General features: G+C 66.5%; 24 protein-coding genes. 7 read left to right on the top strand and 17 right to left on the bottom strand.

Features of this window, described 5'->3' with window-relative positions:
• The gene (locus ACQUQO_RS08740) at positions 1 to 1,515 is read right to left on the bottom strand and encodes an NADH-ubiquinone oxidoreductase-F iron-sulfur binding region domain-containing protein (RefSeq protein WP_435077594.1); all 1,515 of its coding nucleotides are present in this window, start codon (positions 1,513 to 1,515) and stop codon (positions 1 to 3) included.
• 68 nt (positions 1,516 to 1,583) lie between these two features.
• Positions 1,584 to 4,364 carry an alanine--tRNA ligase gene (gene alaS / locus ACQUQO_RS08735; protein ID WP_435077593.1) on the bottom strand — a complete coding sequence of 927 codons (2,781 nt, stop codon included), beginning with the start codon at positions 4,362 to 4,364 and terminating at the stop codon, positions 1,584 to 1,586.
• 150 nt (positions 4,365 to 4,514) lie between these two features.
• Between alaS and ACQUQO_RS08730 the strand changes: the two genes are divergently transcribed.
• Positions 4,515 to 5,018 carry a TspO/MBR family protein gene (locus ACQUQO_RS08730; RefSeq protein WP_435077619.1) on the top strand — a complete coding sequence of 168 codons (504 nt, stop codon included), beginning with the start codon at positions 4,515 to 4,517 and terminating at the stop codon, positions 5,016 to 5,018.
• Position 5,019: 1 nt separating this feature from the next.
• Here the strand turns inward: ACQUQO_RS08730 and ACQUQO_RS08725 are convergent, their stop codons facing one another.
• On the bottom strand, positions 5,020 to 6,852 hold the full coding sequence (locus ACQUQO_RS08725; RefSeq protein WP_435077592.1) for an SLC13 family permease: 1,833 nt from the start codon (positions 6,850 to 6,852) through the stop codon (positions 5,020 to 5,022).
• Positions 6,853 to 6,911: 59 nt separating this feature from the next.
• A complete protein-coding gene (locus ACQUQO_RS08720; RefSeq protein WP_435077591.1) occupies positions 6,912 to 7,886 on the bottom strand; it encodes a replication factor C small subunit in 975 nt (324 codons plus the stop codon).
• A gap of 96 nt (positions 7,887 to 7,982) precedes the next feature.
• Here ACQUQO_RS08720 and samp2 point away from each other — a divergent pair, with 96 nt between their 5' ends.
• The 3 genes from samp2 to ACQUQO_RS08705 are packed head-to-tail and all read left to right on the top strand — an operon-like array spanning position 7,983 to position 9,894.
• Positions 7,983 to 8,174 carry a ubiquitin-like small modifier protein SAMP2 gene (gene samp2, locus ACQUQO_RS08715; RefSeq protein ID WP_435077590.1) on the top strand — a complete coding sequence of 64 codons (192 nt, stop codon included), beginning with the start codon at positions 7,983 to 7,985 and terminating at the stop codon, positions 8,172 to 8,174.
• Positions 8,175 to 8,177: 3 nt separating this feature from the next.
• Positions 8,178 to 8,564 carry a GNAT family N-acetyltransferase gene (locus ACQUQO_RS08710; protein ID WP_435077589.1) on the top strand — a complete coding sequence of 129 codons (387 nt, stop codon included), beginning with the start codon at positions 8,178 to 8,180 and terminating at the stop codon, positions 8,562 to 8,564.
• Entirely contained in the window at positions 8,548 to 9,894 is a 1,347-nt protein-coding gene (locus tag ACQUQO_RS08705; RefSeq protein ID WP_435077588.1) for an MFS transporter, read from the top strand. Before ACQUQO_RS08710 ends, ACQUQO_RS08705 begins: the two co-directional genes overlap by 17 nt.
• Before the next feature lie 111 nt (positions 9,895 to 10,005).
• Here ACQUQO_RS08705 and ACQUQO_RS08700 read toward each other — a convergent pair whose 3' ends face one another.
• The 9 genes from ACQUQO_RS08700 to larB form a co-directional block, all read right to left on the bottom strand.
• Entirely contained in the window at positions 10,006 to 10,731 is a 726-nt protein-coding gene (locus ACQUQO_RS08700; RefSeq protein WP_435077587.1) for a maleate cis-trans isomerase family protein, read from the bottom strand.
• A complete protein-coding gene (locus tag ACQUQO_RS08695) occupies positions 10,728 to 12,383 on the bottom strand; it encodes a hydantoinase B/oxoprolinase family protein (protein ID WP_435077586.1) in 1,656 nt (551 codons plus the stop codon). The genes ACQUQO_RS08700 and ACQUQO_RS08695 overlap by 4 nt, the downstream gene beginning before the upstream one ends.
• The gene (locus ACQUQO_RS08690; protein WP_435077585.1) at positions 12,380 to 14,404 is read right to left on the bottom strand and encodes a hydantoinase/oxoprolinase family protein; all 2,025 of its coding nucleotides are present in this window, start codon (positions 14,402 to 14,404) and stop codon (positions 12,380 to 12,382) included. The genes ACQUQO_RS08695 and ACQUQO_RS08690 overlap by 4 nt, the downstream gene beginning before the upstream one ends.
• Positions 14,405 to 15,613, bottom strand: a complete 1,209-nt coding sequence (locus ACQUQO_RS08685; protein ID WP_435077584.1) for an Nramp family divalent metal transporter — start codon at positions 15,611 to 15,613, stop codon at positions 14,405 to 14,407.
• A 127-nt stretch (positions 15,614 to 15,740) separates the two neighbouring features.
• Positions 15,741 to 16,289, bottom strand: a complete 549-nt coding sequence (locus ACQUQO_RS08680) for a ribbon-helix-helix protein, CopG family (protein ID WP_435077583.1) — start codon at positions 16,287 to 16,289, stop codon at positions 15,741 to 15,743.
• A gap of 61 nt (positions 16,290 to 16,350) precedes the next feature.
• Positions 16,351 to 17,736, bottom strand: coding sequence for a phosphoglucomutase/phosphomannomutase family protein (locus ACQUQO_RS08675; protein WP_435077618.1), 1,386 nt, complete (start codon positions 17,734 to 17,736; stop codon positions 16,351 to 16,353).
• A gap of 34 nt (positions 17,737 to 17,770) precedes the next feature.
• A complete protein-coding gene (locus ACQUQO_RS08670; protein WP_435077582.1) occupies positions 17,771 to 18,010 on the bottom strand; it encodes a GIY-YIG nuclease family protein in 240 nt (79 codons plus the stop codon).
• Between the two features lie 8 nt (positions 18,011 to 18,018).
• Positions 18,019 to 18,168: a DUF7563 family protein gene (locus tag ACQUQO_RS08665; protein ID WP_435077581.1), complete on the bottom strand. Its 150-nt coding sequence runs from the start codon at positions 18,166 to 18,168 to the stop codon at positions 18,019 to 18,021.
• A 116-nt stretch (positions 18,169 to 18,284) separates the two neighbouring features.
• A complete protein-coding gene (gene larB, locus ACQUQO_RS08660) occupies positions 18,285 to 19,049 on the bottom strand; it encodes a nickel pincer cofactor biosynthesis protein LarB (RefSeq protein ID WP_435077580.1) in 765 nt (254 codons plus the stop codon).
• A gap of 178 nt (positions 19,050 to 19,227) precedes the next feature.
• Here larB and ACQUQO_RS08655 point away from each other — a divergent pair, with 178 nt between their 5' ends.
• Together ACQUQO_RS08655 and ACQUQO_RS08650 are read left to right on the top strand one after the other, a co-directional pair.
• Positions 19,228 to 19,395: a DNA-binding protein gene (locus ACQUQO_RS08655; RefSeq protein WP_049997932.1), complete on the top strand. Its 168-nt coding sequence runs from the start codon at positions 19,228 to 19,230 to the stop codon at positions 19,393 to 19,395.
• Between the two features lie 504 nt (positions 19,396 to 19,899).
• Positions 19,900 to 20,058: a DUF7563 family protein gene (locus tag ACQUQO_RS08650; RefSeq protein ID WP_004051749.1), complete on the top strand. Its 159-nt coding sequence runs from the start codon at positions 19,900 to 19,902 to the stop codon at positions 20,056 to 20,058.
• 7 nt (positions 20,059 to 20,065) lie between these two features.
• Here ACQUQO_RS08650 and glmM read toward each other — a convergent pair whose 3' ends face one another.
• Positions 20,066 to 21,382 (bottom strand): phosphoglucosamine mutase, encoded by a 1,317-nt coding sequence (glmM, locus tag ACQUQO_RS08645; protein ID WP_435077579.1) that lies wholly within the window; start codon positions 21,380 to 21,382, stop codon positions 20,066 to 20,068.
• Between the two features lie 179 nt (positions 21,383 to 21,561).
• Between glmM and ACQUQO_RS08640 the strand changes: the two genes are divergently transcribed.
• Positions 21,562 to 22,173: a histidine phosphatase family protein gene (locus tag ACQUQO_RS08640; RefSeq protein ID WP_435077578.1), complete on the top strand. Its 612-nt coding sequence runs from the start codon at positions 21,562 to 21,564 to the stop codon at positions 22,171 to 22,173.
• A 10-nt stretch (positions 22,174 to 22,183) separates the two neighbouring features.
• Here ACQUQO_RS08640 and ACQUQO_RS08635 read toward each other — a convergent pair whose 3' ends face one another.
• Genes ACQUQO_RS08635 through ACQUQO_RS08625 form a run of 3 tightly spaced genes read right to left on the bottom strand, consistent with a single transcriptional unit; the run spans position 22,184 to position 23,880 of the window.
• A complete protein-coding gene (locus tag ACQUQO_RS08635) occupies positions 22,184 to 23,224 on the bottom strand; it encodes a hypothetical protein (RefSeq protein ID WP_435077577.1) in 1,041 nt (346 codons plus the stop codon).
• Complete coding sequence (locus ACQUQO_RS08630; RefSeq protein WP_435077576.1) at positions 23,224 to 23,430, bottom strand: DUF4177 domain-containing protein; 207 nt, start codon at positions 23,428 to 23,430, stop codon at positions 23,224 to 23,226. The genes ACQUQO_RS08635 and ACQUQO_RS08630 overlap by 1 nt, the downstream gene beginning before the upstream one ends.
• 60 nt (positions 23,431 to 23,490) lie before the next feature.
• A complete protein-coding gene (locus ACQUQO_RS08625; RefSeq protein WP_435077575.1) occupies positions 23,491 to 23,880 on the bottom strand; it encodes a hypothetical protein in 390 nt (129 codons plus the stop codon).
• Between the last annotated feature and the right edge of the window lie 25 nt (positions 23,881 to 23,905).

Here is a 23,905-nt window from a genome sequence, read left to right as displayed (position 1 = left end):
TCAGTTGCTCTCCATGCAGACGCCGCTCGGACAGCGCCCCTCGGCGTGGGCGGCGATCTCGCGCTCGAAGGCGTCCATCGCCGTCGTCACCGGCCGCGGGGCGGCCTGCCCGAACTCGCAGGTGCTCGATTCGGCCACGACACGACTCAACTCGCGCAGCTCGCTCGGTTGGTACTCTCCGTCATATACGTCGCGCAGCAGGTCCACGAGCTGTTTCGACCCCTCGCGGCAGGGCACGCATCGGCCGCAGTTCTCCTCGCGGGCGAACCTCGCCCGCGAACCCGCGAGTTCGAGCGCACAGGTCGCGCCGTCGAACAGTTCGATGGCCCCTTCCGTACCGAGACGCGCACCGGCGAGTGCTGGCGCGCTCGCGGGCACGTCGAGCGAGCGCGTGATACCCCCGAAACGACCGCCGACACAGGCCATCTTGTACTCCTCGCCGCTGGCGGCCGTGACCGCTGCCGCGAGCGCGGTGTCGGTGGGAAGTTCGACCGTCGTCGACCCGGCCACGCCGTCGCCGGTCACGGTGAGGAGTCTGGTTCCGGGGTCGGCTGCGCTCGACTCGAATTCCTCGGATGCAGCGACGAACGCACGGACCTGCGCGACCGTCCGCGGCGTGTGGATGACCGTCGGCCGGCCGTGCAGTCCGCTCTCGCTCGGCCCGGGTGGGCGGAGGCGGGCTTCGAGGCGCTCGGCTCCCTCCATCGATTCGAGCGCCATCGTCATCTCGCCGGCGATATACCTATCCGGGCCGGCGACGATGTCGAGGTTCGTCTGCGTATCGACGTTTGCGGCGGCGTCGCGGACCCGCTCGGCCGCGAGGTCCTCGCTTTCGTTCAGATAGACGACGACGTCCGTGGCGTCGACGACCGCCGCGACCGCGAGCGCGCCGTCGAGCACTGCTGCCGGGCGGCTTTCGAGCAGGAGTCGGTCGCCGCCGACCGCCGGGTCGCTCTCGTTGCCATTGACGACGACCACCGGCTCGCCGTCGGTCTCGCGGGCGGTGGTCCAGCCCTCTACAACTGGCTCGTCGGTGTGGCCGTCGCCGCGCCCGCGTCCGAGCAGGCCCGCGCCGGCAACGCTCTCGAAGAGGTCGTCCGGCTCGTCGCGCGCCCGCTCGGCGAGCGCATCGTCGAGCGACGACGGCTCAGCCCAACCACAGCGCGCAAGGACGCGCCGCCGACCCCCGGCGAGCGGTCCCGTCTCGGGCGTCGGCAGTCGCTCACCGTCGCCTTCGACGACCGCATGCGCACCGTCGGTCGGGAGTTCTCCATCGTCGAGCGTTTCGACCAGTTCGCGGGCGTGTTCGGGCGCGACCTGTGAATGGAAGGCCGTCCGTCCGCCCGCCGTGGCCATCACCACCGGGGCGAGACCCGCCGCACCGGTCGGTCCCACTTCACGGATACGGGCGTCGGTCGCCGTCTCGCGCGCCGCTTCGAGTACGGCCCGTGCGCGGTCGTACGCCGCGGAGCCGATGGCGACGCGAACCGTCGGCGTCATCTCCTCGTCTACCATCGATTGACTGTTCTCGGTGAGGGCTAAAAGGATTGTTCACAGCTCCCGAACACGACGACTGTGACCGCTCAGGCGTTCAGCACCTGCCGCAGCACGTCGGGTGCGTCCGCGAGCGCATCGTCCAACTGCTCGGTTTGCGGGCCGCCGCCTTGAGCGAAATCCGGCGGACCGCCACCGCCGCCGCCGACGCGCGCCGCGAGTTCGCCGACGACCTCGCCGGCGTCGATGCCCACGCCGTCGGGCACGGCGACGACAAACTGCGCGCCGTCGGTGCCGCTCCCGACGACCGCGACCTGTCCATCCTCCGCGAGCGCGTTCGCCGTCGCGCGCAGTTCCTCGATGTCGCTGTCGATGCGCTGGATGACGGCCGTCGCCTCACCGATATCGACCTCTTCGCCCTCGACGCCGCCGCTGGCGCGCGCCTCGGCGAGCTGGGATTCGAGGTCTGCGATGCGCTTGCCGCGCTCTTTCCATTCGGTGAAAAAGCGTGCAGCGGTCTCGGGAACCTCTTCGGGTGTCACGTCGAGCGTCTCGGCCGCCGCGGTGAGGGCGTCCTCGGTGTCTTGGGTCGCCTCGATGGCTGCCCGCCCCGCCGCAAAGGACAGACGCTCGACGCCGTCCTGGACGCGCTCGGTGTTGAGAATCTTTATCGTTCCGATGTCGCCCGTCCGCGCGACGTGTGTCCCGCCACAGGCCTGGACGTCGTCGGCCACATGGATGAGTCGAATCCGCTCGCCCGGTGGAATCCCACCTTGATAGAGGTCGAATCCATACCTGTCCTCGGCGTCATGGCGGTCGGGCCACTCCGAACTGACCGAGACGTTGTCGGTAACGATGTCGTTGGCGAGACGCTCGATTTCGCGCACCTGCTCGCGGTCGATGCGGTCGTAGTGGCGCACGTCGATGCGCGACCTCTCGGTGCCCTTCTGCGCGCCGGCCTGCCTGACGTGCTCGCCGAGGACCTGCCGTGCGGCGTGAATCACGATGTGGGTCGCGGTGTGGTTGCGCATGAGCTGCCGCCGCCTCCCGGAGTCCACCTGTCCGCGGACGAACTCCCCCGTACCGGGGTTTCCGTCCGTACGGTGGACGACGACGTCGCCCTCGCGCCACACGTCCTCGACGTCCACGGTTGTATCGTCCGTGCTCAGGGTACCTGTGTCGGCGGGCTGGCCGCCCCCCTCGGGATAGAAGAGGGTCCGGTCGAGCACCACGTCGTAACCCGCCTCGCGCTCGAAGACGTCGAGCACCATCGCCTCGAACTCCATTCGGCTCTGGTCGTCGTAGTAGAGCAGTTCGGTTGCGGGCAGGTCGGCGACGCGCTCGTCGGTCTCCGTTCCTGTGTCCGCGACCACGCCCTCCTCCCCGTGGCGGGCGGCCACGAGGCTGTAGAAGTCGTCGGGCACCGACACGTCAGTTCCCTTCTCGCGGGCGATGTCGGCGACCATGTCCGGCTGAATCCCGTGGGAATCGTAGAGTTCGATGAGTTCGCCGGTCGGGATTTCCTCGCCGCGCTCGGCGTACTCCTCGGCGAGTTGGCGCACGCGCCGTCCGCCGCGTTCGAGCGTCTCGCGGTACTTCTCCAGTTCGGTGCGAACGATGTCCCGAATCGTATCACGATTCTCGTAGCCGAGGCGCTCGGCCTGCATGTCCACCAATTCGTCGAGCGGCGCATCCACTCCGACTGTGTCACAGAGCCGCTTCGTCCGTCGGAGCACCATCCGCGCGAGATATCCAGTGCCGACGTTCGAAGGCACGATCTCGTCGCCGAGCATGTAGGCCAGCGTCCGGCAGTGGTCGGCGATGGCGTAGATGGCTTCGAGGGGTTCGAGCAGTGCTTCGAGTTCCGCAACGTCGACGCCGATCTCCTCGGCGATGGTCCCGCGAGCACGCTCTGCGTCCTCGGCCTCGTCGATGTCCATGTGACCCGCCAGCGTCGCCGCGCGCGTGACGACCTCCTCCTGCTCGTCGGTGTGGTCGATTCCCGCATTTTGCTTCAAAAACGCAATCATCTCGGGGTAGATGGCCTCGTACACCGTGGGCGTGCCCTGAGAGACCCATGTCCAGCGCTCCAAGCCGTATCCCGTGTCGACGATGTACGTGTCCATCTTCGAGTACGTGTTGCCGTCTTTCATCTCGTACTCCCCATCCGGGTCCTGTTCCATCGACATGAAGACCAACGTCGCGAGCTCGACCCCGCGATAGATGACCTCGATGGCCGGGCCGGCGTTGCCGCCGCCGACCCACGGGTCCTCGATGTAGGTTATCTCCGCGGGGTTGGCTCCCATCGACTCGAAGAACGCGTCGCAGTATCTGACTGTCTGGTCCTTCCAGTACACCTCGCCCTCGTAGGCGTACTGGCCGGGCTCCTCGATGTCCTCGCGCGCGTTGAAGGCGTGGTGGGCCATCATCTCGAAGGCCATCGTGTGCCGGCCCGTCTTACCCACGTTGTCGATGTCCTGCATCCGGATGCAGGGCTGGGAAATCGTCAAGGGGTTCGCGGGTGGCGGCGTCGCCCCGCTCGTCACCAGCGGCTGGAAGTCATAGACCGAGGCTTGGGTGAGCAACACGTCGTCGCGCCAGCGATTGGCCGCGACCGGGTACGGCTCGATGCGCTCGTGGTCGTGGTCCTCGAAAAAGGAGAGAAACGCCTCGCGCATCTCCTCCAGACTGTACTCGGCGTCGAGACTCGGATTGCCGATGAAGGCGTACTCCGCACACGGCGGTTCACCGCAGTTCTCGCGCTCGGCGTCGCGCGTCCAGAAGAAATCGCCGCAGTCGGGGCACTCCTTCCGGACGAACCCCTCCTCTTCGAAGTAATCGAGGCGGTACTCCGCTTCGAGCGTACTCATGCTATCCGCTCAAGCCACCGTTCGCCTAAAACAGTTGCGTACCGTTTCGAAACGGTTGGTTCGCGGTCTCGTCGGGTGATTTCACGGGCGCGCACTCGCCCGAGTGCTACCCGGCGGCAGGGCTAAATCGGTGGCTTCCCTATCTACCCTCTGTCCACGGTCAACTGGCGCTCACTCCCCGACCGCCGCCCGCTCGTCACGCTCTCGTCGGTCGTCGCGGCCTGTATTCTCCTCGGCGCGGCCGGCGGTCTCATCACGGCCCCACAGATCGAGACGTGGTACACCACCCTCGACAAGCCGGGATTCACGCCGCCGAGCTGGGTCTTCGGGCCGGTTTGGACGACACTCTATGCCCTCCAGGGCGTGGCCGCGTGGTTCGTCTGGAAGGCGGGTCTCGACCGCCGCGCTGTCAGGGTCGCGCTTGCGCTCTTTGTCCTCCAGTTCGCGTTCAACGTCGCGTGGTCACCCGCCTTCTTCGGTCTCGAATCACCCACTTTGGGTCTCGTCGTTATCGTTCCGCTCTGGGTCGCCATCGCCGCCACCATCGCCACCACAGCGCGCGTCGACCGCCGGGCGGCGACCCTGCTGGTACCGTATCTCGCGTGGGTCTCGTTTGCGACGGCGCTCAACTACGCCATCTGGATGCTCAACTGAGTCATAGCCCCCAGAACAGCGAGATTCCGAGTACCGTCACGACTGACAGCAGGATTTGCAGGGGTGCGCCCACCCGGAAGTAGTCCGTGAACCGATAGCCGCCCGGTCCATAGACCAGCAGGTTGGTCTGGTAGCCAATCGGCGTCATGAAATCCGCACTCGCCGCGAACGTCACGGCGAGGACGAACGCGAACGGGTTCGCGCCGATGGTTCCGGCTGTCGCCACCCCCACTGGAATCATGAGCACGACGCTGCCGGCGTTGCTCACCACGGCAGTCGTAAGCGCCGTTATCACGTAGAACACCCAGAGTACGCCGAGCGGCGGGAGATAGGCGGCGCTCTCGGCGACGAGCGCGCCGATGAGGACGGCCGCGCCGGTCTGGGAGAAGGCGATGCCGAGCGGGATGAGTCCCGCGAGCAGGAAGACCACGTCCCACTCGACGGCGTCGTAGAGTTCGTCGGCGTCGAGGACGCCCGAAAGCACCATCGCAATGACGCCGGCGAGTGCCGCGACGAGGATGTCGAGAACCCCGAACGCGGCGAGTCCCACGACCGCGAGCACGATACCGACGGCGAGCGGGATTTTTTCGGTGCGGTAATCCGGGTCTTCGAGTTCGCGGGCCACAATGACGTTCGGGTCCGCTGCCATTCGTCCGAGGCTCTCGGCGGTCGCCTGCACCAATACCGTGTCGCCGCGGTCGAGCACCACGTCGTCCAGCCGCCGATGGAGCAGCTCGGCTCCACGACGTATCGACAGCAGGTTCACGTCGTATTCTCGGCGGAGCGGCGACCCATCGAGGCTCTCGCCGACGAACGACGAGCCGGTCGGAACGACGAGTTCCACGAGGTGCTGGTCGGCGGTTGCCGCGACATCGGTCTCGGTCACGGCGGTGTTCGCAATCGAGACACCCTCCGCCGTGGCGAGGTCGCGGATTTCATCGATGCCGGTGCGGACGATGAGCGAATCGCCGGCTTGCAGGGTGCTCTCGGTGAACGGTTCGATGAACCCCTCCTCGTCGCGGAGCAACTGGACGATATGGGGTGTGTACTCCTCGTTGACCGCCGCGACCGTCTCCCCCACGAGCGGTGACCCCTCCTCGACACGGAGTTCGGTCAGATACTCGCTCATCTCGAACTCCTCCAACAATCCCCCGCCGGCCGCGATGCGCTCGGGGATGAGGCGATGGCCGACGAGCAGCAGATAGAGCGCGCCCGTCACGAAAACGAGCGCGCCCAACTCCGTGAACTCGAACATCGAGAACGGACGGTCGAGCAGCCGCGCCGAGACGTCGCTGGCCACGAGGTTGGTTGAGGTCCCGATGAGGGTGAGCATCCCCCCGACCATCGAGGCGTACGACAGCGGCAACAGCAGTTTCGACGGCGAGGTGCCGCCCTCGCGCGCCAAATCCGAGACCGCCGGAATCAGCATCGCAACGATGGGCGTGTTGTTCAGCAGTCCCGACGGGAGACCGGCGACGCCGATGACCGACAGCAACTGTCGACGCTCGTCGCCGCGGGCGACGCCGGCCATCCACCGACCGAGGCGCTGGACCGCACCCGTTCGGTTGATACCCGCACTCAGGATGAACATCGCCAACACCGTGATGGTCGCGCTGTTGGAAAAGCCAGAGACGCCCTCCTCGATGGAGACCCGCGTCCACGGTTCGAGCACCATCAGCGCGACCATGACGAGCAATGCGGTGACGTCCACGGGAACGAGTTCGCTCGCAAACAGCGCGAAGGCCCCAATGGTGATGGCGAAGACGACGACCATCCCGGTCGTTATCGGCGGCAGTTGTCCGGGCTGTGCGAGAGCGAGCGCGCCGGCGGGCATGGCGCGTGCTACCGACGGCGGGTATTTGACTGCTGTCGTTGGCGTCGTTCAGTTCGGCCTCACTCCGCCTCAAGCGCGAGCGAGGCGAGCAGCGCTTCGAGTTGGAGGCGTTCGTTCGCACCCTGCGTGATGCGATAATCGGTTTCGCCCACCCGTTCGAGCAGCCGCACGGTCGCCCGGTCGTCGAGGTCGAACTCCCACGCCGAGCGGTGCAGTTGGTCGATGACGTCGCCGCCGCCGAGACCCCAGTCGGTGAGCAGGTCGTCGAGTTTCGCGCGCGCAGCGGTGAAATCGCCCACGATGGCGTGCTGGACCATCGCCTCGATCTCCTCGGGGCGTGCGGCGGCCGTGATGGCGTACACCGCCTCGTCGTCGACGGTCTCGCCAGTCGTCGCGGCAGCCTGCAACCCGTTGATGGCCTTGCGCATGTCGCCGTCGGCAGCGTACACGAGGGCATCCACGCCGTCATCAGTTATCTCGATACCTTCCTCGCCCGCGATGTATTCGACGTACTCGGAAACTGCCGCCTCGGGCAGTGGCCCGAACCGGAAGACCGCACAGCGAGACTGAATCGGGTCGATGATCTGATTCGAGTAGTTACACGAGAGGATGAAGCGGGTGTTGCCCGCGAACTGCTCCATCGTCCGACGCAGCGCGGACTGGGCGTCGCTCGTGAGCGCGTCGGCCTCGTCGAGGAAGATGACCCGGTAGTCGTAGCCGCCGAAACTCGTCCGCGCGAAGTTCTTGATGCGGTCGCGCACGACGTCGATGCCGCGCTCGTCGCTCGCGTTGAGTTCGAGGAAATTGTCGCGCCAGTCCTCGCCGTAGACCTCGCGGGCGATGGCCATCGCCGAGGTCGTCTTCCCGACGCCCGCGGGTCCCGAAAAGAGCAGATGGGGCAGGTCGTCCCGTGCGACGTAGCTCCGCAGGCGCTCGGTGATGTCGTCCTGTCCGGCGACCGCCGCGAGCGTCGCCGGGCGGTATTTCTCGATCCAAATCTCGCCCCGGCCCCCCGATTCGCTTGCCTCGCTCATGGCCACACGACGACCGGCCGACTCTTAAGCCACCCGAGACCGACGGCAGTCACGCGCGGACGACATACTGAAACCCGCCCACCGATTCGTACTACTATGGTTACGGTCGATATCGTCGGCGGTGAGACACACGAACTCACCGTCGAGGGGACCTACGGCGACCTGCTCGACGCGGTGGGGCTGAGCCGCCACGAGGCGACGGTCCTCCGGAACGGCCAGCCGGTTCCGGCCGACGAGGCGGTCGACGCCGACTCGGTGCGCGTGCTCAGACTCATCAAGGGCGGCTGAACCGTGGAGACCCGCACCGCGCGACCGACCGACCTCCCGGCTGTCATGAACGTTCTGGATGGGGCGTCGCTCGCGGTCGATGCCGAGAGCGTTCGCGAGCGCATCGACGCGGGCACGGTGTTCGTTGCCGTCACGGACGGGCGGGTGCTCGGTGCATGCGTTCTCGATGGCGAGAGAATCGACGCCATCGCCGTCCGTCGGCGACGGCGCGGGCAGGGCGTCGGCCGGCGACTGGTTGAGTGCGCCGCCGCGTCGACCACTGATGCTCTGTCCGCCGAGTTCGACCGCCGAACCCGCTCGTTTTACGACGCGCTCGGGTTCGATATCGAACCGACCGACGAACCGGACCGATTTCGCGGACGGCGTGACTGCGGTGGCCCACGACGGTGACCTGTTGGCGTTCGAGGCGACCGGTCTCGACCACGGGTCTCAATACCGTCGAGCGAGAGAGAACTCCCATCGCAGTCTCGACTACGAATGCCCATCGAACGGTGACACGAGTGCCCTCCTCCAACCGGCTGCTGGTCGGTGGTACATGAACAGAAAGTGGCTTCTCGTCGGCGGCGGCTGGTTGCTTGCCGCCGTTCTGAACGCCTACATCATCGTGCCCGCCAGCTTCTTCTCGATCATTGCCGCACAGCTGTCGATCAGCTCGACGGCCGCGAGCTGGATCGTGAGTGTGATGTTCGGCGTCGGTGTCATCGCGAGCGTCCCCGCCGGCATCGCGCTCGACCGGGTGGACAACCGTCGGGCGATCACCATCGCCGCCGGCGCGTTGGTCGTTTCGTGTCTCTGGGGATGGTCCGCAGCCCGAACGGGGTCGTACTGGTCGCTGCTCGCAGCCCGAGCGCTCGGGGGAGTCACCTTTCCCATCATCTGGACGGGGTGTATGAACCTCATCGGCCGGACGTTCGACCCAGCCACGCAGGCGACCGCAATCGGCGTTTTCACCACGAGCGCACCCGCCGGCTTCGCCGTCGGACAGCTTTCGGGATCGCTGCTCGCCTCACAACTGGGTTGGACGGTCCCGTTCGGTGTCTTCGCCGTCCCGGCCGCCCTCGCCGGCGGCCTGTTCTGGGTGACGAGCCGTCACGCTCCCGCTCGGAGCGACGAAAGCTCCCCGCCACGCCTTGCGGATTTCCGGCACGTCCTCACGAACAGCCACGTGCAATCGGTCGCCGTGATGGGGTTTCTTGCCTACTCGGTGTACGTGTTCTTCAACTCGTGGATGCCGACGTACCTCACCGACCAGCTGGGGCTGTCGCTTGCGGCCAGCGGCATACTGGTGGCGGCCTTCCCCGCGATGGGAGTCCTTTCGCGAAGCGGGAGCGGCTTCATCTCCGATTGGTTCCTGACCCAGCGCCGTCGACCGCTCGTGACCGTCGCGTTCGGCGCTGCACTCCCCCTGGTCGCCGTCATCGCTCTCTCGGAGGTCCTCGCCGTCCTCGTGGTCTGCCTCGTCCTCGCGGGCCTGTTCGTCCAACTCGGTATCGGCATTCTCTATACCTATGTCCAGGAACTGGTCGACCCGACGGTCGGTGCGACGGCGCTCGCGGCGCTGACGATGATGTGCTCGTTGGGGTCGTTCACCGCGCCCGTCGTCACGGGGTTTCTCATCGAACAAACGGAGGGCTACGTGGCCGCATTCGGCTATGCGCTCTTGATCGTCGCCGTCGGAGCCGTGCTCGCCTACCGGGGACCGGAACCGAACCCGTCCTGAAACCGAGTAGCGCACACCGACTATAGGATTAGCAGCGATATTCGTGCATCAAGCCCGGCGAAAGCGACGACAGCTAAACCGGCCGACGGAAGGGAGCTATGAGCTTGGCTGCTAATCCCTATACTTCCCGAGACCGGCCAATCGACCGGGAAGGCCGCCGGCGTCGACGTCGACCGTCCGCAGCGCATCCCAGACCGTGGCTGCGTTGCTGGTGACGACCGGGAGTCCGCAGTCACGTTCGAGTGCTTCCACCACCGAGAGGGACGGATAGTTCGTACACGAGACGAAGACACCGTCTGGTTCGGCGTCGGCGAGCAGCGCTTTGACCTGTCGGTAGGCGTCTTCGGGCGCGAGCGAGCCGATGTCGGTGTTCGCCTCGACCTCTCGCCCGTCGACGGCGACGACCTCGTGGCCGCTCGCTTCGAGATACGCGACTTCGCGCCGCGTGAGGTCCTCGACGTACGGCGTTGCGAGAGCGATGCGCTGGCAGTCGAGCGCGTCGAGTGCCCGCTCGACCGAGAGCGCGGTCGCCACCGCCGGACAGTCGGCCGTCGCCTCGATTGTCGCTTCCAGTTCGGCGTCGAAACCGTGTCCGTGCAGCAGGCTGCCGGTCGTACAGCCGTAGGCCACCACATCGATATCGGCGTGGCTCAGTAGCTCCGCACACTCGACCGCGCGGTCGGCCATCGCATCGAGGTCGTCGGCCGTGACGTCCTCAAGCGGCATCCGGGCGGCGTGCACGCTCACGCCCGCCGGAGTAACTCTCGAAAGCTCCGGCTCGGCGGTCGTGTTCGATGAGGGGACGACGAGACCGATACGGGCGCGCCAGCCGTTCATGACCGCTCCTCCGTGTCCGTCTTGCCGTCCGTACGGTCGCGCTCTGCGAGCGCCGCGTCGCGCTCGTCAAGGTCGCCGTGACCGCCGCCGCCCGGCGTCCGGACGGTCACCGTCGTGCCGGCGTCGACCTCGCGGGTCGTCTTCGCCGGAACTTCCTCGCCACCGATGAGGTTCTCGCCGGTCGCGCCGTCCGCGCCGCCGGCGATGCCACGCGGGGCGGTTCGGCGGCGTTCGGTGAGCAACGAGACGGTCGCGTCGGTGCCGAGCGTCACCGAGCGCTCGATGCCCAACCCACCGCGATAGCGTCCAGCCCCGCCGCTGTCCGGTCGCAGCGCATAGCGTTCGACGGAGAGGGGATAGGCCGCTTCGAGCGCTTCCACAGGTGTATTCAGCGTGTTCGTCATCCCGACTTGGACGCCGTCCATCCCGTCCTTTTCGGGCCGTGCGCCGAAGCCACCGCCGATGGTCTCGTAGTAGGAGAACTCCTCGCCGGTCGAGTTCCCCCCATCCGTTCGCCCACCGATGGTCAGGTTGTTCATCGTGCCCTGTCCGCCCGCCGGCACCACATCGGGCGCGGCGTCGGCGAGCGCGGCGAAGGTGACGTCGGTCACGCGCTGGCTCGTCTCGACGTTGCCGCCGACGACCGCCGCGGGTGCATCGGGGTTCAATAGCGACCCCGACGGCACGCGGACCTCGATTGGTTCGTAACACCCCTGATTCGGCGGGATTTCGGGGTCAGTCACGCATCGGACGACGAAATAGACGGCGCTTTTGGCCACCGCCAGCGGCGCGTTCAGGTTGCCCGCGACCTGTCTCGCTGTGCCCGCGAAATCAACCCTCACTTGCCCGCCGTCGAGTTCGACGGCCACCTCGATGGGGATGTCCGCGTCGGTCACGCCGTCGCCTTCGAGGACATCGCTGGCTTCCCACGTTCCATCGGGGAGTGCAGCGAGTTCGCTTGCGACGCGCTCGCGCGAGTAGTCGATGACCGCATCGAACGCCCCGAGCAGTTCGTCGCGGCCGTGCTCTGTGAGCAGTGAGCGGAGGCGCTCGCCGCCGCGTTCGTTGGCCGCGAGTTGGGCACGCAGGTCCGCCCAGCGCTCGCGCTCGTTCCGGACGTTCGCGAGGATCAACTCCCGCACGTCGGCGTTTATCTCGCCGCTTTCGACGAGTCGCGTCGGCGGGAGTCGAAGCCCCTCTTGGTGGATGTCGCGCGCGCCGGCCGGCATGCTTCCGGGTGTCATCCCGCCGACGTCCGCGTGGTGGGCACGCGAGACCGCATAGCCGATGATGTCCCCGTTCTCGTCGTTTTCGTCGAGCGAGATGGGTGACACCGTTGTGATGTCCGGGAGGTGTGTCCCGCCGGCGAATGGGTCGTTGAGCACGAACACGTCCCCTGGATGGGGGTTCTCGTCGAGGACGGCATCGACCGCCTCGGGCATCGCGCCGAGATGTACGGGGATGTGTTCGGCCTGTGCGACGAGCCGCCCAGTCGAGTCGAACAGCGCCGTCGAGCAGTCACGGCGCTCCTTGATGTTCGGCGAGTACGCGCTCGTGATGAGCACCTCGCCCATCTCCTCGGCGACGCCCTCCAGTTGGTTGCGGATGATTTCGAGCGTCACTGCATCGAGGCCCGATTTATTGTCATTCATGCTCTATCACCGACTTCGAGAACGAGCGTTCCGTCGCTTCCAACTATTCCGCTCCACGACGGCGGCACGACGACGGTACTCTCATTTCCTTCGCAAATCGCCGGTCCGGTCAGTTCGCGGTCGGCCGGGAGCGCTTCGCGGACGTAGACGGACGTCTCGTGGCGCTCGTCGCCGAACATCGCCTCCCGTTGCCCCTTCCGTGGTCCCCCCTCGCCGGCGTAGGACGGCGTCGAGCGCTCGCGCTCGATGGCCGCGGTCGTCCGCAGCGTCACGAGTTCGACCGCGTCGTCCATCCGATAGCCGTAGGCGCTCTCGTGGGCCGCCTGGAAGCGCTCTTCGAGCGCCGCCGGGTCGATGGGCTCACCTGCGGGTACCGTGAGTTCGAAGCTCTGGCCCGCGTACCGACAGTCAGCTGCCCGCTCGATACGAGCGGCGTCCGGGTCCGATGCGTCCGCTCGAACACGTTCTGCGAGCTCGTCATACGCGTCCTCGACCGCATCGACGTCGAGGTCGGCGAGCGACGTTCGATAGGTCTGGACGGCGTCGTGTTTCTCATCGGCTGCCAGCAGCCCGTACGCCGATAGCACGCCGCAGGCACGCGGCACGACGACCCGCCCGATGTCGAGGGCGTCGGCGAGCGCGGTCGCGTGCATCGGTCCGGCACCGCCGAAGGCGACGAGACCGAACCGCCGCGGGTCGTGACCGCGCTCGACGGTAATCGAGCGAATCGCGCGGGTCATCGTCGCGTTCGCAACGCGATAGACGCCGCGTGCGGCCTCCATCGGACCGCCGAGACCCGCTTCGGTCGCGAGGTCGGCGAGCGCGTCGTAAGCGGCCGTTTCGTCGAGTTCGAGTTCGCCACCCAGTGCGGAACTCCCGCCGATATACCCGAGCACGACGTTCGCGTCCGTGACCGTCGGCGTCGTTCCGCCGCGCCCGTAACAGGCGGGACCGGGGTCAGCGCCGGCGCTTTCGGGACCGACGCGCAGCGCGCCACCCGAATCGACCCACGCAATCGAGCCGCCGCCGGCACCCACGGTCGTGATGTCGACCATCGGCACGCCGACCGGACGACCGCCGACCGTGGCGTCGGTCGTGCGTTCGACCTCGCCGTCGCGGACGAGGCTCACGTCCGAGGAGGTCCCGCCCATGTCGAAGGTGATGAGTCCCTCCAGGTCGTCCGCGTGGGTAGCAGCGGTCGTGTCGGCCCCGACGACGCCCGCGGCGGGTCCCGACAGGACAGTTGTAACCGCGTTTTCGCGCACGGTCTCCGGGTCGGCGATACCGCCATTGGATTGCATCACGCGCGGTGTGGGGATTCCCAACTCCTCGGCACGTGTTTCGAGTCGGCCCATGTAGCTGTCGATGGCCGGCGTGACGTACGCATCGGCGACCGTCGTCGCGGTGCGTTCGTACTCGCGGAACTCGGCGAGCACCTCGTGGGAGACCGAAACGTGGGCGTTGCACTCCTCGCGGAGGACCTCGGCGACGCGGCGTTCGTTGTCGGGGTGGGCGTAGGCATGGAGCAGACAGACCGCGACGGACTCGATATCGTCGTCGAGGTTGCAGGCGAGCGCTCGCACGTCCTCGTCGTCGATTGGCGTCTCGATGCCGTCGACGGTCGCGCGCTCTGTGAGTTCGTGTCGTCGCCCGCGAGGGACCAGCGGCGTCGGCTTTTCGGCGTCGAGGTCGTACAGCGCGGGGCGGTCCTGGCGGCCGATTTCGAGCACGTCGCCGAAGCCATCGGTCGTGACGAGCGCCGTCTTTGCACCCGACGCTTCTAAGAGTGCGTTGACCGAGACGGTCATTCCATGAGTAAACGAGTCGATGTCCTCGGGACCAATATCGGCCTCGGCGCAGGCTTTCTCGATGCCCTCGATGACGCCGACGCTCTGGTCTGCGGTACTCGGCACCTTCGCGGTGGTGAGTTCGTCGCCAGTCAACAACACCACGTCCGTGAACGTGCCGCCGACATCGACGCCGAGGCGCGCGTCGCTGTCGGGAGGGATATCAGCACCCATTCAGACCACCCCCGTCACCGTAAGCAGCGTCCGGATGCCGAGCCACACGACGACTATCGTGACGATACCACCGAGGACGTTCGACACCGTCCCGTTGGTGTACTCGCCGAGGAGCGTGTCCGTGTTCATGGCGATGATGAGGAAGACCGCGATAATCGGCAGGAGAATCCCGTTGACGACCTGGGCGAACACGATGATTTCGACGGGGCTGCCGCCGAGCCAGACCGACGAGACGCCGACGAGGAGAATGACGGCCCACACTGCCCGAAACCGGGTCGCGGAGAGGTCGGTGTCCCAGCCGAGCGCGCCCGCCGTGGCGTAGGCTCCCGCAAGCGGGGCGGTCGTGGCGCTCGTAAAGCCAGCCGCGAACAGTCCGATACTGAAAAACAGCGTCGCGTACGGGCCGGCAATCGGTCGGAGCTGCTCGGCCATCCGCCCGACGTTCGATATCTCGGTGCCGGTCGGGAACGCCGCGGCCGCCGTCACGAGCACGGCGATGGTGATGAGGCCGCCGGTGAGTATCGACAGCACGGTGTCGGTCCGGCAGTCGGATAGCTCTGCCGGCCCGCTCCAGCGCTCTTGGACGTTGCTCGCGTGCAGAAACAGGTTGTAGCCGACGACCGTCGTGCCGATGAGTCCCGTGATGAGAAAGACCGACCCGTCGGGAATCGTCGGGACGAACCCGGCCGCGAGCGCACCGAAATCCGGGCCGATGAGCGCTGCCGATACGAGAAAGGAGATCGCCATGATACCGACCAACCCGACGAGCGCACGCTCGATAAGCTCGTATTTGCCCGTATAGAGGAGCGCCCCGGCCACGACTCCCATGAGGACGCCCCAAATCGTCGAACTCACGCCGGTGATGGTCTCTAGGCCGGCTGCGCCACCCAGGATGTTTCCGGCCTCGTAGGCGGCCGTGCCGGCCCCGATGGCGGCAACCACAAGGATGATCGACCCCCACTTGGCGAGCGGGCTATCGAACTGCTCGCGCAACGCCTCGCCGAGCCCCTCGCGGGAGACGAGACCGAGGCGTGCGCTCATCTCCTGGAGGACGATGGTTGCCAGTATCGAGAAGGCGAGCGTCCAGACCAGCGCATAGCCGAAGCGTGCGCCCGTCACGCTCGCAGTCGTTACGGTGCCGGGACCGATAAAGGCCGCCGCGACCATCGCTCCCGGACCGATTGTCCGCAATCGCTGTATGAGTCCCATTGACAATCTACCTCACGATAGTTTACCACACACAACGAGACAAAAGGGTTGCTGTGAACGGTGTGCATACGGTATGCAGCCGTATGAACTGCTGCGATGTTCGATTGGCAGGCATCGGTTTCGATGCTCACTCCCGGCGTTCGGTGAACAGTACCTTCGCGACGCCCTCGTCGATATCGATATCGAACCCGAGAGTCGTGGTCGACCCGTCGATGAACCGCAGCATGAACCACTTCATCGACTCGCTCGGAAAGACGACGTGATAGGTGTCTTCGGTGGTCTCGCGAACCGTGAGAAAGCCACAGAACGACAGCCAATCGAGCAGCTCGCCGAGGTTCGAAAAGCGCTTGTCGTATTCGCTGGCGTGATACGCTGCGACCCGGTCGATACACGCCAGAAAATCGGTGTCGCGCTCGTCCCTGTCGTCCTCGACGTGGTCGAGAAAGCAGTGCAGGAAATCCACGTCGAGGAGGATGTGCTCGCCCCCGGCGAGCATCCGGTGGTAGGCGTCGAGGTTCGCACTCGCGTCGGCCGTTGCGGCCTCGAAGTTCGCGGCATAGAACGTGAGCGCCCGTCGAACGAGTTCGCTCTGGCCGTCCTCGGTGCGGTCGGTGAGGGTTTCGAGGGCGGCACTCGCGTCCTCGTCCAACGAGACCGTCACGCGGTCGCCAGTCATGGGTGCTCGAGCAGCCGTACGGACTACACTCTTTCGTGGGTGGTCCGAACGCTCGCCGCGTTCAGACGAGCGGCTCGACCAACTCCCGACCGGCCGCGAGCAGCTCCTCGACGCGCCGTTGGCTTTCGGCCTCGGCATAGACTCGCAGGACGGGTTCGGTACCGCTGGGCCGGACGAGCAGCCAGCCACCGCTGTCGAGCAGGATTTTGAACCCGTCCTCGGTGACTACCTCCGCTACCGACTCGCCCGCGACCCGCTCGGGTAGTTCACCCTCCAACTCGTCGAGCACGCGCGTTTTCTCGCTCTCGGGACACTCGACGCTGACTTTCGACTGGTGAATCGCGCCGTGTTCGTCGAGCAGTCGGTCCACCCGATCGTCGAGGGACTGTTCGTACTCGGCGGCCGCCGCGAGCAGCGCCACCAATACGCCGTCCTTCTCACGGACGTGACCTCGAATCGAAAAACCGCCCGACTCCTCGCCGCCCACGAGCGCATCGTGCTCGGCCATCGCCCGGGCGACCCACTTGAACCCGACCGCCGTCTCGACCACTTCCTCGTCGTGGGCCTCGGCGACCCTGTCCACGAGAAACGTCGTCGAGACGGTTCGGACCGCGGGACCCGAACCCGATTCGAGGAGGTAGTCGTACAGCGCGGCGAAAAACAGGTTCTCGTCGAGGTAGCCCCGTTCCGGGGTGACGACCGCGAGCCGGTCGGCGTCGCCGTCGTTGGCGATGCCCAAACTCGCCTCGCCGTCCCGGACGCGCGCTTCGAGGTCGGAAAGGTGTTCGGCGCTCGGCTCGGGCGGTGTGCCGCCGAAATCCGGCCGGCGCTCACAGCGCAATCGTTCGACCGACGCGCCCGCCCGGGAAAGGAGGTCGTCGGTGACGCCGCGACCGCTGCCGTGCATGGCGTCGTAGGCGATGTCGAGTCCGTCGAGCGTATCGCTTCCGTACTCGGCGGTGAGGTCGCGGGCGTGCTCGGCGTGCGAGTCGACGAAATCGACCTCTCGAACCGTTCCCCACTCCTCCTCGGGAAGCGGCTCCGGCTCGGCGAGGCTCGCCTCGATACTTTCAGTTATCTCGGGCAGGGCGGGCGCGCCGTCGTCGGGGATGAACTTCACGCCATTGTAGTCGGCGGGGTTGTGCGAGGCGGTGACCATCAGCCCGCCCGCCAGCCCGCGCTCGTCGATGGCCCACGCCAGCAGCGGCGTCGGGCGGTCGCGCTCGGGGAGAAGGACATCGAAGCCGTTGGCCGCGAGCACGCGGGCGAGTTCCTCGGCGAATCCCCTGGAAGTCTCGCGGGCGTCGTAGCAGACGGCCACCGGCGCGCTGTGGCCCGCTTCACGGAGATGGGTGGCGACCGCTTGGCCGACCATCCGTACGCGCGGTGCGGTGAAGGTCTCAAGCGTCGCCCGCCAGCCGTCGGTGCCGAAGGAGATGGCGTCCATGTTCCGGATGTCGCCGCCGCGACCAAAAACCCCGTCACTCACACAGCCGTTCCTTCCGTTCGCGCGATAGCTGCTTGATTTCGTGCTCGCGGGCGAGTGCTGCCCCCTTCGCGTCGAATTTCTCGGTATGGCGACATTCGACGGGCGTCCGTCCACGGGTGTATTTCGCTCCCTCGCCGGCGTTGTGCTCGCCGACTCGGCGCTCGACGTCGGTCGTGTAGCCGGTGTAGAGGGTGCCGTCGCTACACTCGATGATGTAGACGTGGTGGCTCATGGGGGCGTTCAGGCCTTTTTCGCGCGCTCTTTGGCCGCCTCGGCGATGCCGGCGTTGGCCGCACAGCCGGGACAGGCGAACAAGCGCCCGTGCTCGTCGGCGAACACCCGCTCGAAGCGTTCCGAGACGTGCTCGCCACAGTAGTCACATTCTGACATTGTGCGGTGTGTTGGCAATCCTCTTGCCGGTGGAAATACTAGGTCCTCACGCGGTAAATACCCTTTCCGTGGCGGTATCGCCGGCGCACGACCGCACTCCCCGCGACCGGTTTCGCTCACTGTCGTGCCCCGTCGACCGCCCGCGCTATCAACCCCGCCTGTGCGCCCGCGACGAAGCCCGCATCGACGTTCACCGTCGTGAGCGCGGTACACGACTGGAGCGCCCCTGCCAGAGCGGCCTCGCCCTCTCCGCCATAGCCGTAGCCCGAGGCGGTGGGCAGGGCGATCACCGGCACGTCGACGAGACCGGCGAGAACAGTAGGAAGTGCCCCCTCGCGCCCGGCGGCGACCACGAGCACGTCCGCCTCCCGAACCCCGTCGAGTTCGTCGAGTAACCGATGGATGCCGGCGACGCCGACGTCGTCGTAGCGCTCGACGGTGGCTCCCATCTCACGGACGATAGCCGCCGCCTCGCCCGCCGGGCCGGCATCGACCGTGCCCGCGGTGACGACTCCGACGACGGCGTCAAGGCTGGGAGGCTCGTAGTCCGCCGTGTACGCCCGGAGGACGCCCGCTCGCTCCTCGTGGCTAATGTCTGCCTCGGGCCACTCCTCGCCGAGTCGTGCCTGCACCACCGTGGCCGCCTCGTCGTCGATTCGTGTCGCCAGTCCCCGGCCCGTGGTTTCGAGGGCGAGTCCGAGCAGCTCGACCACTTCTTCCTCTCCTTTCCCGTCGGCGAGCACCGCCTCCGGCACCCCGCTCCGTCCCTCGCGGGCGGCGTCGAAGCGCCCGCTCTCGCCGGTGGCGTAGCCCGCAAGTCGCGCCTCGGCGGTCGCCACCGAGATGTCGCCCGCCGCGAGCGCTGCCAGCGTTTCGTGCATGGAACCGCTTGGGACCGGACGCACTACTCCCCGTTGCTTCGACAATGGTTGCAAATATTATATTTACCGGCCTGTGTACGCCGAGCCTGTCGGCTCGCCCACGCGAACCGCTTCGAGAGCGCCGATATCGAGTGATTATGGGAATATTTATAAAGCATCCTTTTGAAAACGGTCCTGTATGGCAGACCTGATCGTCAAAGCCGCCGTCAAGGACGAGCTGAGTGACATGAACGTCTCGTCGGACTTCTACGATGCCCTCGACGAGGAGGTTTCGACGCTGCTCGAAAACGCCGCCCGTCGCGCCGACGAGAACGACCGCAAGACCGTTCAGCCGCGCGACCTGTAAGGTCGAACCCTCGATTTTTCACACTGTGGACGGCCAGCGACAGCACCCTTCAGTTTTCACCGTCGGGCATGCTCGCCCGCCGTCCGTGTTCGACTGCCACTTTCCCACGACCGCACCACCTACACACCTCCTCAGCCGAGTCGTTCGTTCGTGGTTCGAGACGTCGGAGGCGTCTCGTCATCACGAAAGGCGCTGCGTGCCTTTCGAACGACTTCGCTCTCTCACTCATCCACCGTCAGAACACAGTTCTGACGAGCCTGCACTCATGCTTCGAAAATCGAAGATTTTCGTCATCTCGGAAGGACTGTGGCCTTCCGACGTTGAGGCGAATCTCCGATTCGCCGACCGTTGCAGAGCTCGCGCTCTCTCCGGTCTTCGGCCGGATTCATCGCGCGCCACCGCAACCGGCACGCAATCGCATCGAGTGTCCGGTCGTGCGAGAGCCGGCAGACCGGGCGCGAGCGTATCGTCGCCTATATATTGGATGGCACGAAACCACATTGCATGCCGGAATGCCAGAACTGTGGTGCGTTCGTGACGGCGGCCTACGCGCGAGTGTTCACCCCGAGCGGCATCGACGAACCACGCGTCTGTCCCCAGTGTGAGGACAAGATCCGCGACGGCGCGGACGTCAGGCAGGCGCGCTCGACGCGTCGCAGCTGAATTCGGCTCACTCTTCCCGCGCTGTTTCGACGATGGCGCTCGCTTCCGCGAACAGTTCCCCACAGCGCTCGCCGTCGCGCGCCTCGGCGGTGATGCGCACGAGGGGCTGGGTCCCGCTCGCCCGCACCAGTACCCAGCCGTCGTCGAAATCGACGCGAACGCCGTCGAGCGTTCGAACGTCGTCGTACTCGGCGAGCACGCGCTCCTCGACGCGCGCCATCACGCCGCTCTTGTCCGTTACCTCGACGCTCTCGCGGCGAATCGGGTAGGTATCGACCTCGACGACGCGCTCGGAAAGCGGACGGTCAGCGGCGAGGGCTACCAACTGAACGGCCGCGAGCGGGCCATCCGGGCACAGCGTTTGGGCGGGCCATATCCACGCCCCGCTCGGTTCGCCCCCGAAGACCACGTCCGATTCGGTGGCGCGTTCGGCGACGAAGACGTCGCCCACTCTCGTGTGTGTGACCGACGCCTGCGGGGCGAGCGCGTCGTCGACCGCGAGGCTCGTGTCGACCGGTGCGGCGACGCGTGGACTCTCGACGTCGCTGTCGGCGACTGCCTCGCGGGCGAACAGCGCCAAAAGCACGTCGCCCGGGATGAAATCCCCCTCATCGGTCACGGCGCGCAGGCGGTCGGCGTCGCCGTCGTGGGCCAGCCCCACCTCGGCGTCGCTCGCCGCGACCAGCGCACGCAGCGACTCGCAGTTCTCGGCTGTGGGTTCGGACGGTCGGCCCGGAAAGGCACCGTCGGGCTGGGCGTTGAGCGTCTCGACCTCGCAGCCGAGTGCTTGGAGGGCGTCGACCGTGAGACCGCCGGCACCGTTGCCGAGGTCGACGACCACCGACGGCGAGCCGTCGATATCCACGTCCCGGAGGGCATCGAGGTGGCGCTCGCCCGCGTCGACTTCGACTCGCTCGCCGAGTTCGTCCCACGGGACGAGGCCCGACTCGCTCTCGCGCACGCGCCGGGCGATTGCCTCGCGTTGGCTCTCGTCGAAGGCCTGTCCGCTCGGCTGCCAGAGCTTGAGACCGTTGTCCGGTGCCGGGTTGTGACTCGCCGTCACCGCCACACCGGCGTCGGCATCCTGCCAGCCGACCGCTCTGGCCACGGTCGGCGTCGCCGCCAGCCCCGCATCCAGCACGTCGGTACCCGACTCGCGCAGGCCGGCCGTCAGCGCGTCCATGAGGAATTGGCCGCTCGCGCGCGGGTCGCGCCCGACGGCGACACGCCCGCAGTCGATGCCGAGCGCCCGCCCCACGTCGAGGGCGAGCGCCGCGGTGACCTCCTCGCCGACCGGTCCCCGGATGCCGCTGGTGCCGAACATGGCTGCCCGACGACCGAGCCGTACAAAACGCTGACTCATACCGTCGGACGGAACTGACCGGGACCCATGACGCGAAAATCCCCCGTTACAGTGGCTCTCGGAATCCGGTTGTCACGTACCTCTGTCCGACAGTACACGCGACGCGGAACGCTCATTCGGATGGACGCCCACACACCCCCATGACCGTCGTACTCGTTCGTCACGGCCAGACCGACTGGAACGCCGAGCGGCGCATCCAGGGCTGGGCACCCACGCCGCTGTCCGAACGCGGGCGCGAACAGGCCACCCGCGTCGGCGAGCACCTCGCCGCGACCTACGAGTTCGATAGGACTATTGCCTCTGACCTCCGGCGGACCCGCGAGACGGCCGACCGCATCCACCGGGCGGGCGTCGAACCCACACCGACCGTCGATGACCGCTGGCGCGAGCGCGATTTCGGCGTCTATCAGGGACTGACCTACGAGACGATGTTCGAGGAATACCCCGAATTTTCGGTGGGACAGTCGGGCGAGACGGCACTCGGCGTGACACCCGAACGCGGTGAGAGCCTGCTCGACCTGCGCGAGCGCGTGCTCACCGGTCTCGAAGACATCGACAGCGACGAGACGGTGCTGGTCGTCACCCACGGCGGGCCGCTGTACGCAGTACTCAGCCACGCCACCGGCATCGACTACGCGACGGTCATCGACGAGGACTCACAGGACAACTGTGCGGTGAACGAACTCCAGCACACGGCGGGGGCGTTCGAGGCCGTTCGGAAAAACGATACGGGCTATCGGGAGTCGACGTAAAATACGACCGCTACCGCTGTGAGTCCCGGAGTATCAGCGGCTCGATGGCGAGCGTCCGCTTGGCGAGGGTCACGACCCGCGAGATGTACGAGACCAGCAGGAAAAAGGGCAGCACCGTCACCGTCAGCGACGCGCCGAGCAGCAGGGCGATGTTCTCGATGCCGAGCGTGCTTCCGGGGAACGTCCCCGCCTCGCCGATGACCGTCATGATGCCCGCGACGGCGAGCGCCGGAATCGAGACGTAGATTATCAACTGCGATAACGATGTGAGCGCCCACTCGAAATACAGCGTCTTGACGTGCTCGCGCGCCGGCCCGAACATCGACAGCGCGGTCTTCAGTTCGTTCAGCAGGTCGTTTTCGGGCTTGCCGAGGTCTTCCTCGTGGTCGTTGAGCAGCCGCTCGACCTGAAATATCTTCCAGCCGTAGTTGAAATTCAGCGCCGCAAACGTCACGTCGAAATCGCCGAACGTCGCCCCGTCGAGCTGTTCGCGCACCTCTTCCGAGTTGCCGATGACGCTCTGGGTGAACTGGTCGACCTCCCACCGGAGCTGGTCGCCCTCGATGTCGTCGAAACCATCGCGGACCGCCTCGGCACGGTCCTGACAGACGTCGATGATGTTCCGGAGGAAGGCCGAGGGGTCGGCGGGACTCGGCGCGCCGACGAGTTCTTCAGTGTAGTCCCTGAAATCCATCGAGTCCTCCATGCGCCGGCGCTGGTCGCCGAGCGGGCCGTTCTCTTGAGAGAGCACGAGCTGGGAGATGGTGACGACGATGGTCACGCCGGTGATGATGGCCCCGATCATCCCCGTGAATATGGTGTCTATCGTGTCACTGCTGTTGAGTTGGGGCACCAGCGGCGGCGGCAGCACCGACACCCCGATAACGAAGACGACGAAGAAGACGAGCGCGAGCACGCCCGTGACGACGAGCCGGTTCGCCTTCAGCAGCATCCAGAGCTTGAGGCGGCTCTCGTCGGAGCGCTCGCGCATCGTGTTCGCCGTGCTCACGTCGATGTCCTTGTCGACGTTCGACTCGTCGACGTCGACCATCAGATGTCCCCGTCGTCCGAACGAGGCCGTTCGAACACGATGTACTTGGTGCCGCCGCTGGAATAGTCGATGGTCTCGACGAGCCGCCAGCCATCGGCCGCCAGCTCGTTGATTTCGGTTTTCGGGTTTGCCGCCTCCTTTTTCGTCTCGTCGCGTGGCGGTCTGAGGATTTCGTACTCCCAGAGGTGGGAATCCGAGTCGTGCATACGTCGTCCACACCCGTCGATGCTAAAAGTCCCTCCGTCTGTTCCGCGCTCGCCGCCATTTTAGGGAAGCCGGTTCCCACCCGTCGAGACGTTGAGCGTGCCGAGCGTCGTCGAGTTCACGCTGTTGGAAGCGACGAGCGTCGCGTTCCGGCCAGCGGGAACCCAGAGCGGCACGACGGTCTGGCCCGAGGCGACGCTCACCGTGTCGTACTCCTGTCCGTCCTCGCCGATGATCGTGATGGTCGTGACGTTGCCCGCCGCCGGCGTCGAGGCCAGCGTGGCGTTCACGCGGACGTGGCCGCTCGCCCACGGCTCCTCGACCGAGAGGCTCTCGAAGACCGCTGACTCGCCCGTATCGGCCGAAATCGACGGACTGAGGGTGAGACAGCCGCTAGAAACGAGAACAACGACCACGAGGACGGCGAGAACGCGACGCGAGGGTCCGGCCATACCTGTCGTTCACCGGTAGCGATGA

The organism is Halococcus sp. AFM35 (assembly GCF_051195015.1).
In the GTDB taxonomy this organism is placed as follows: domain Archaea; phylum Halobacteriota; class Halobacteria; order Halobacteriales; family Halococcaceae; genus Halococcus.
The sequence above is the reverse complement of the archived record's forward strand: the minus strand, read 5'-3'. Positions and strand labels throughout refer to the sequence as shown.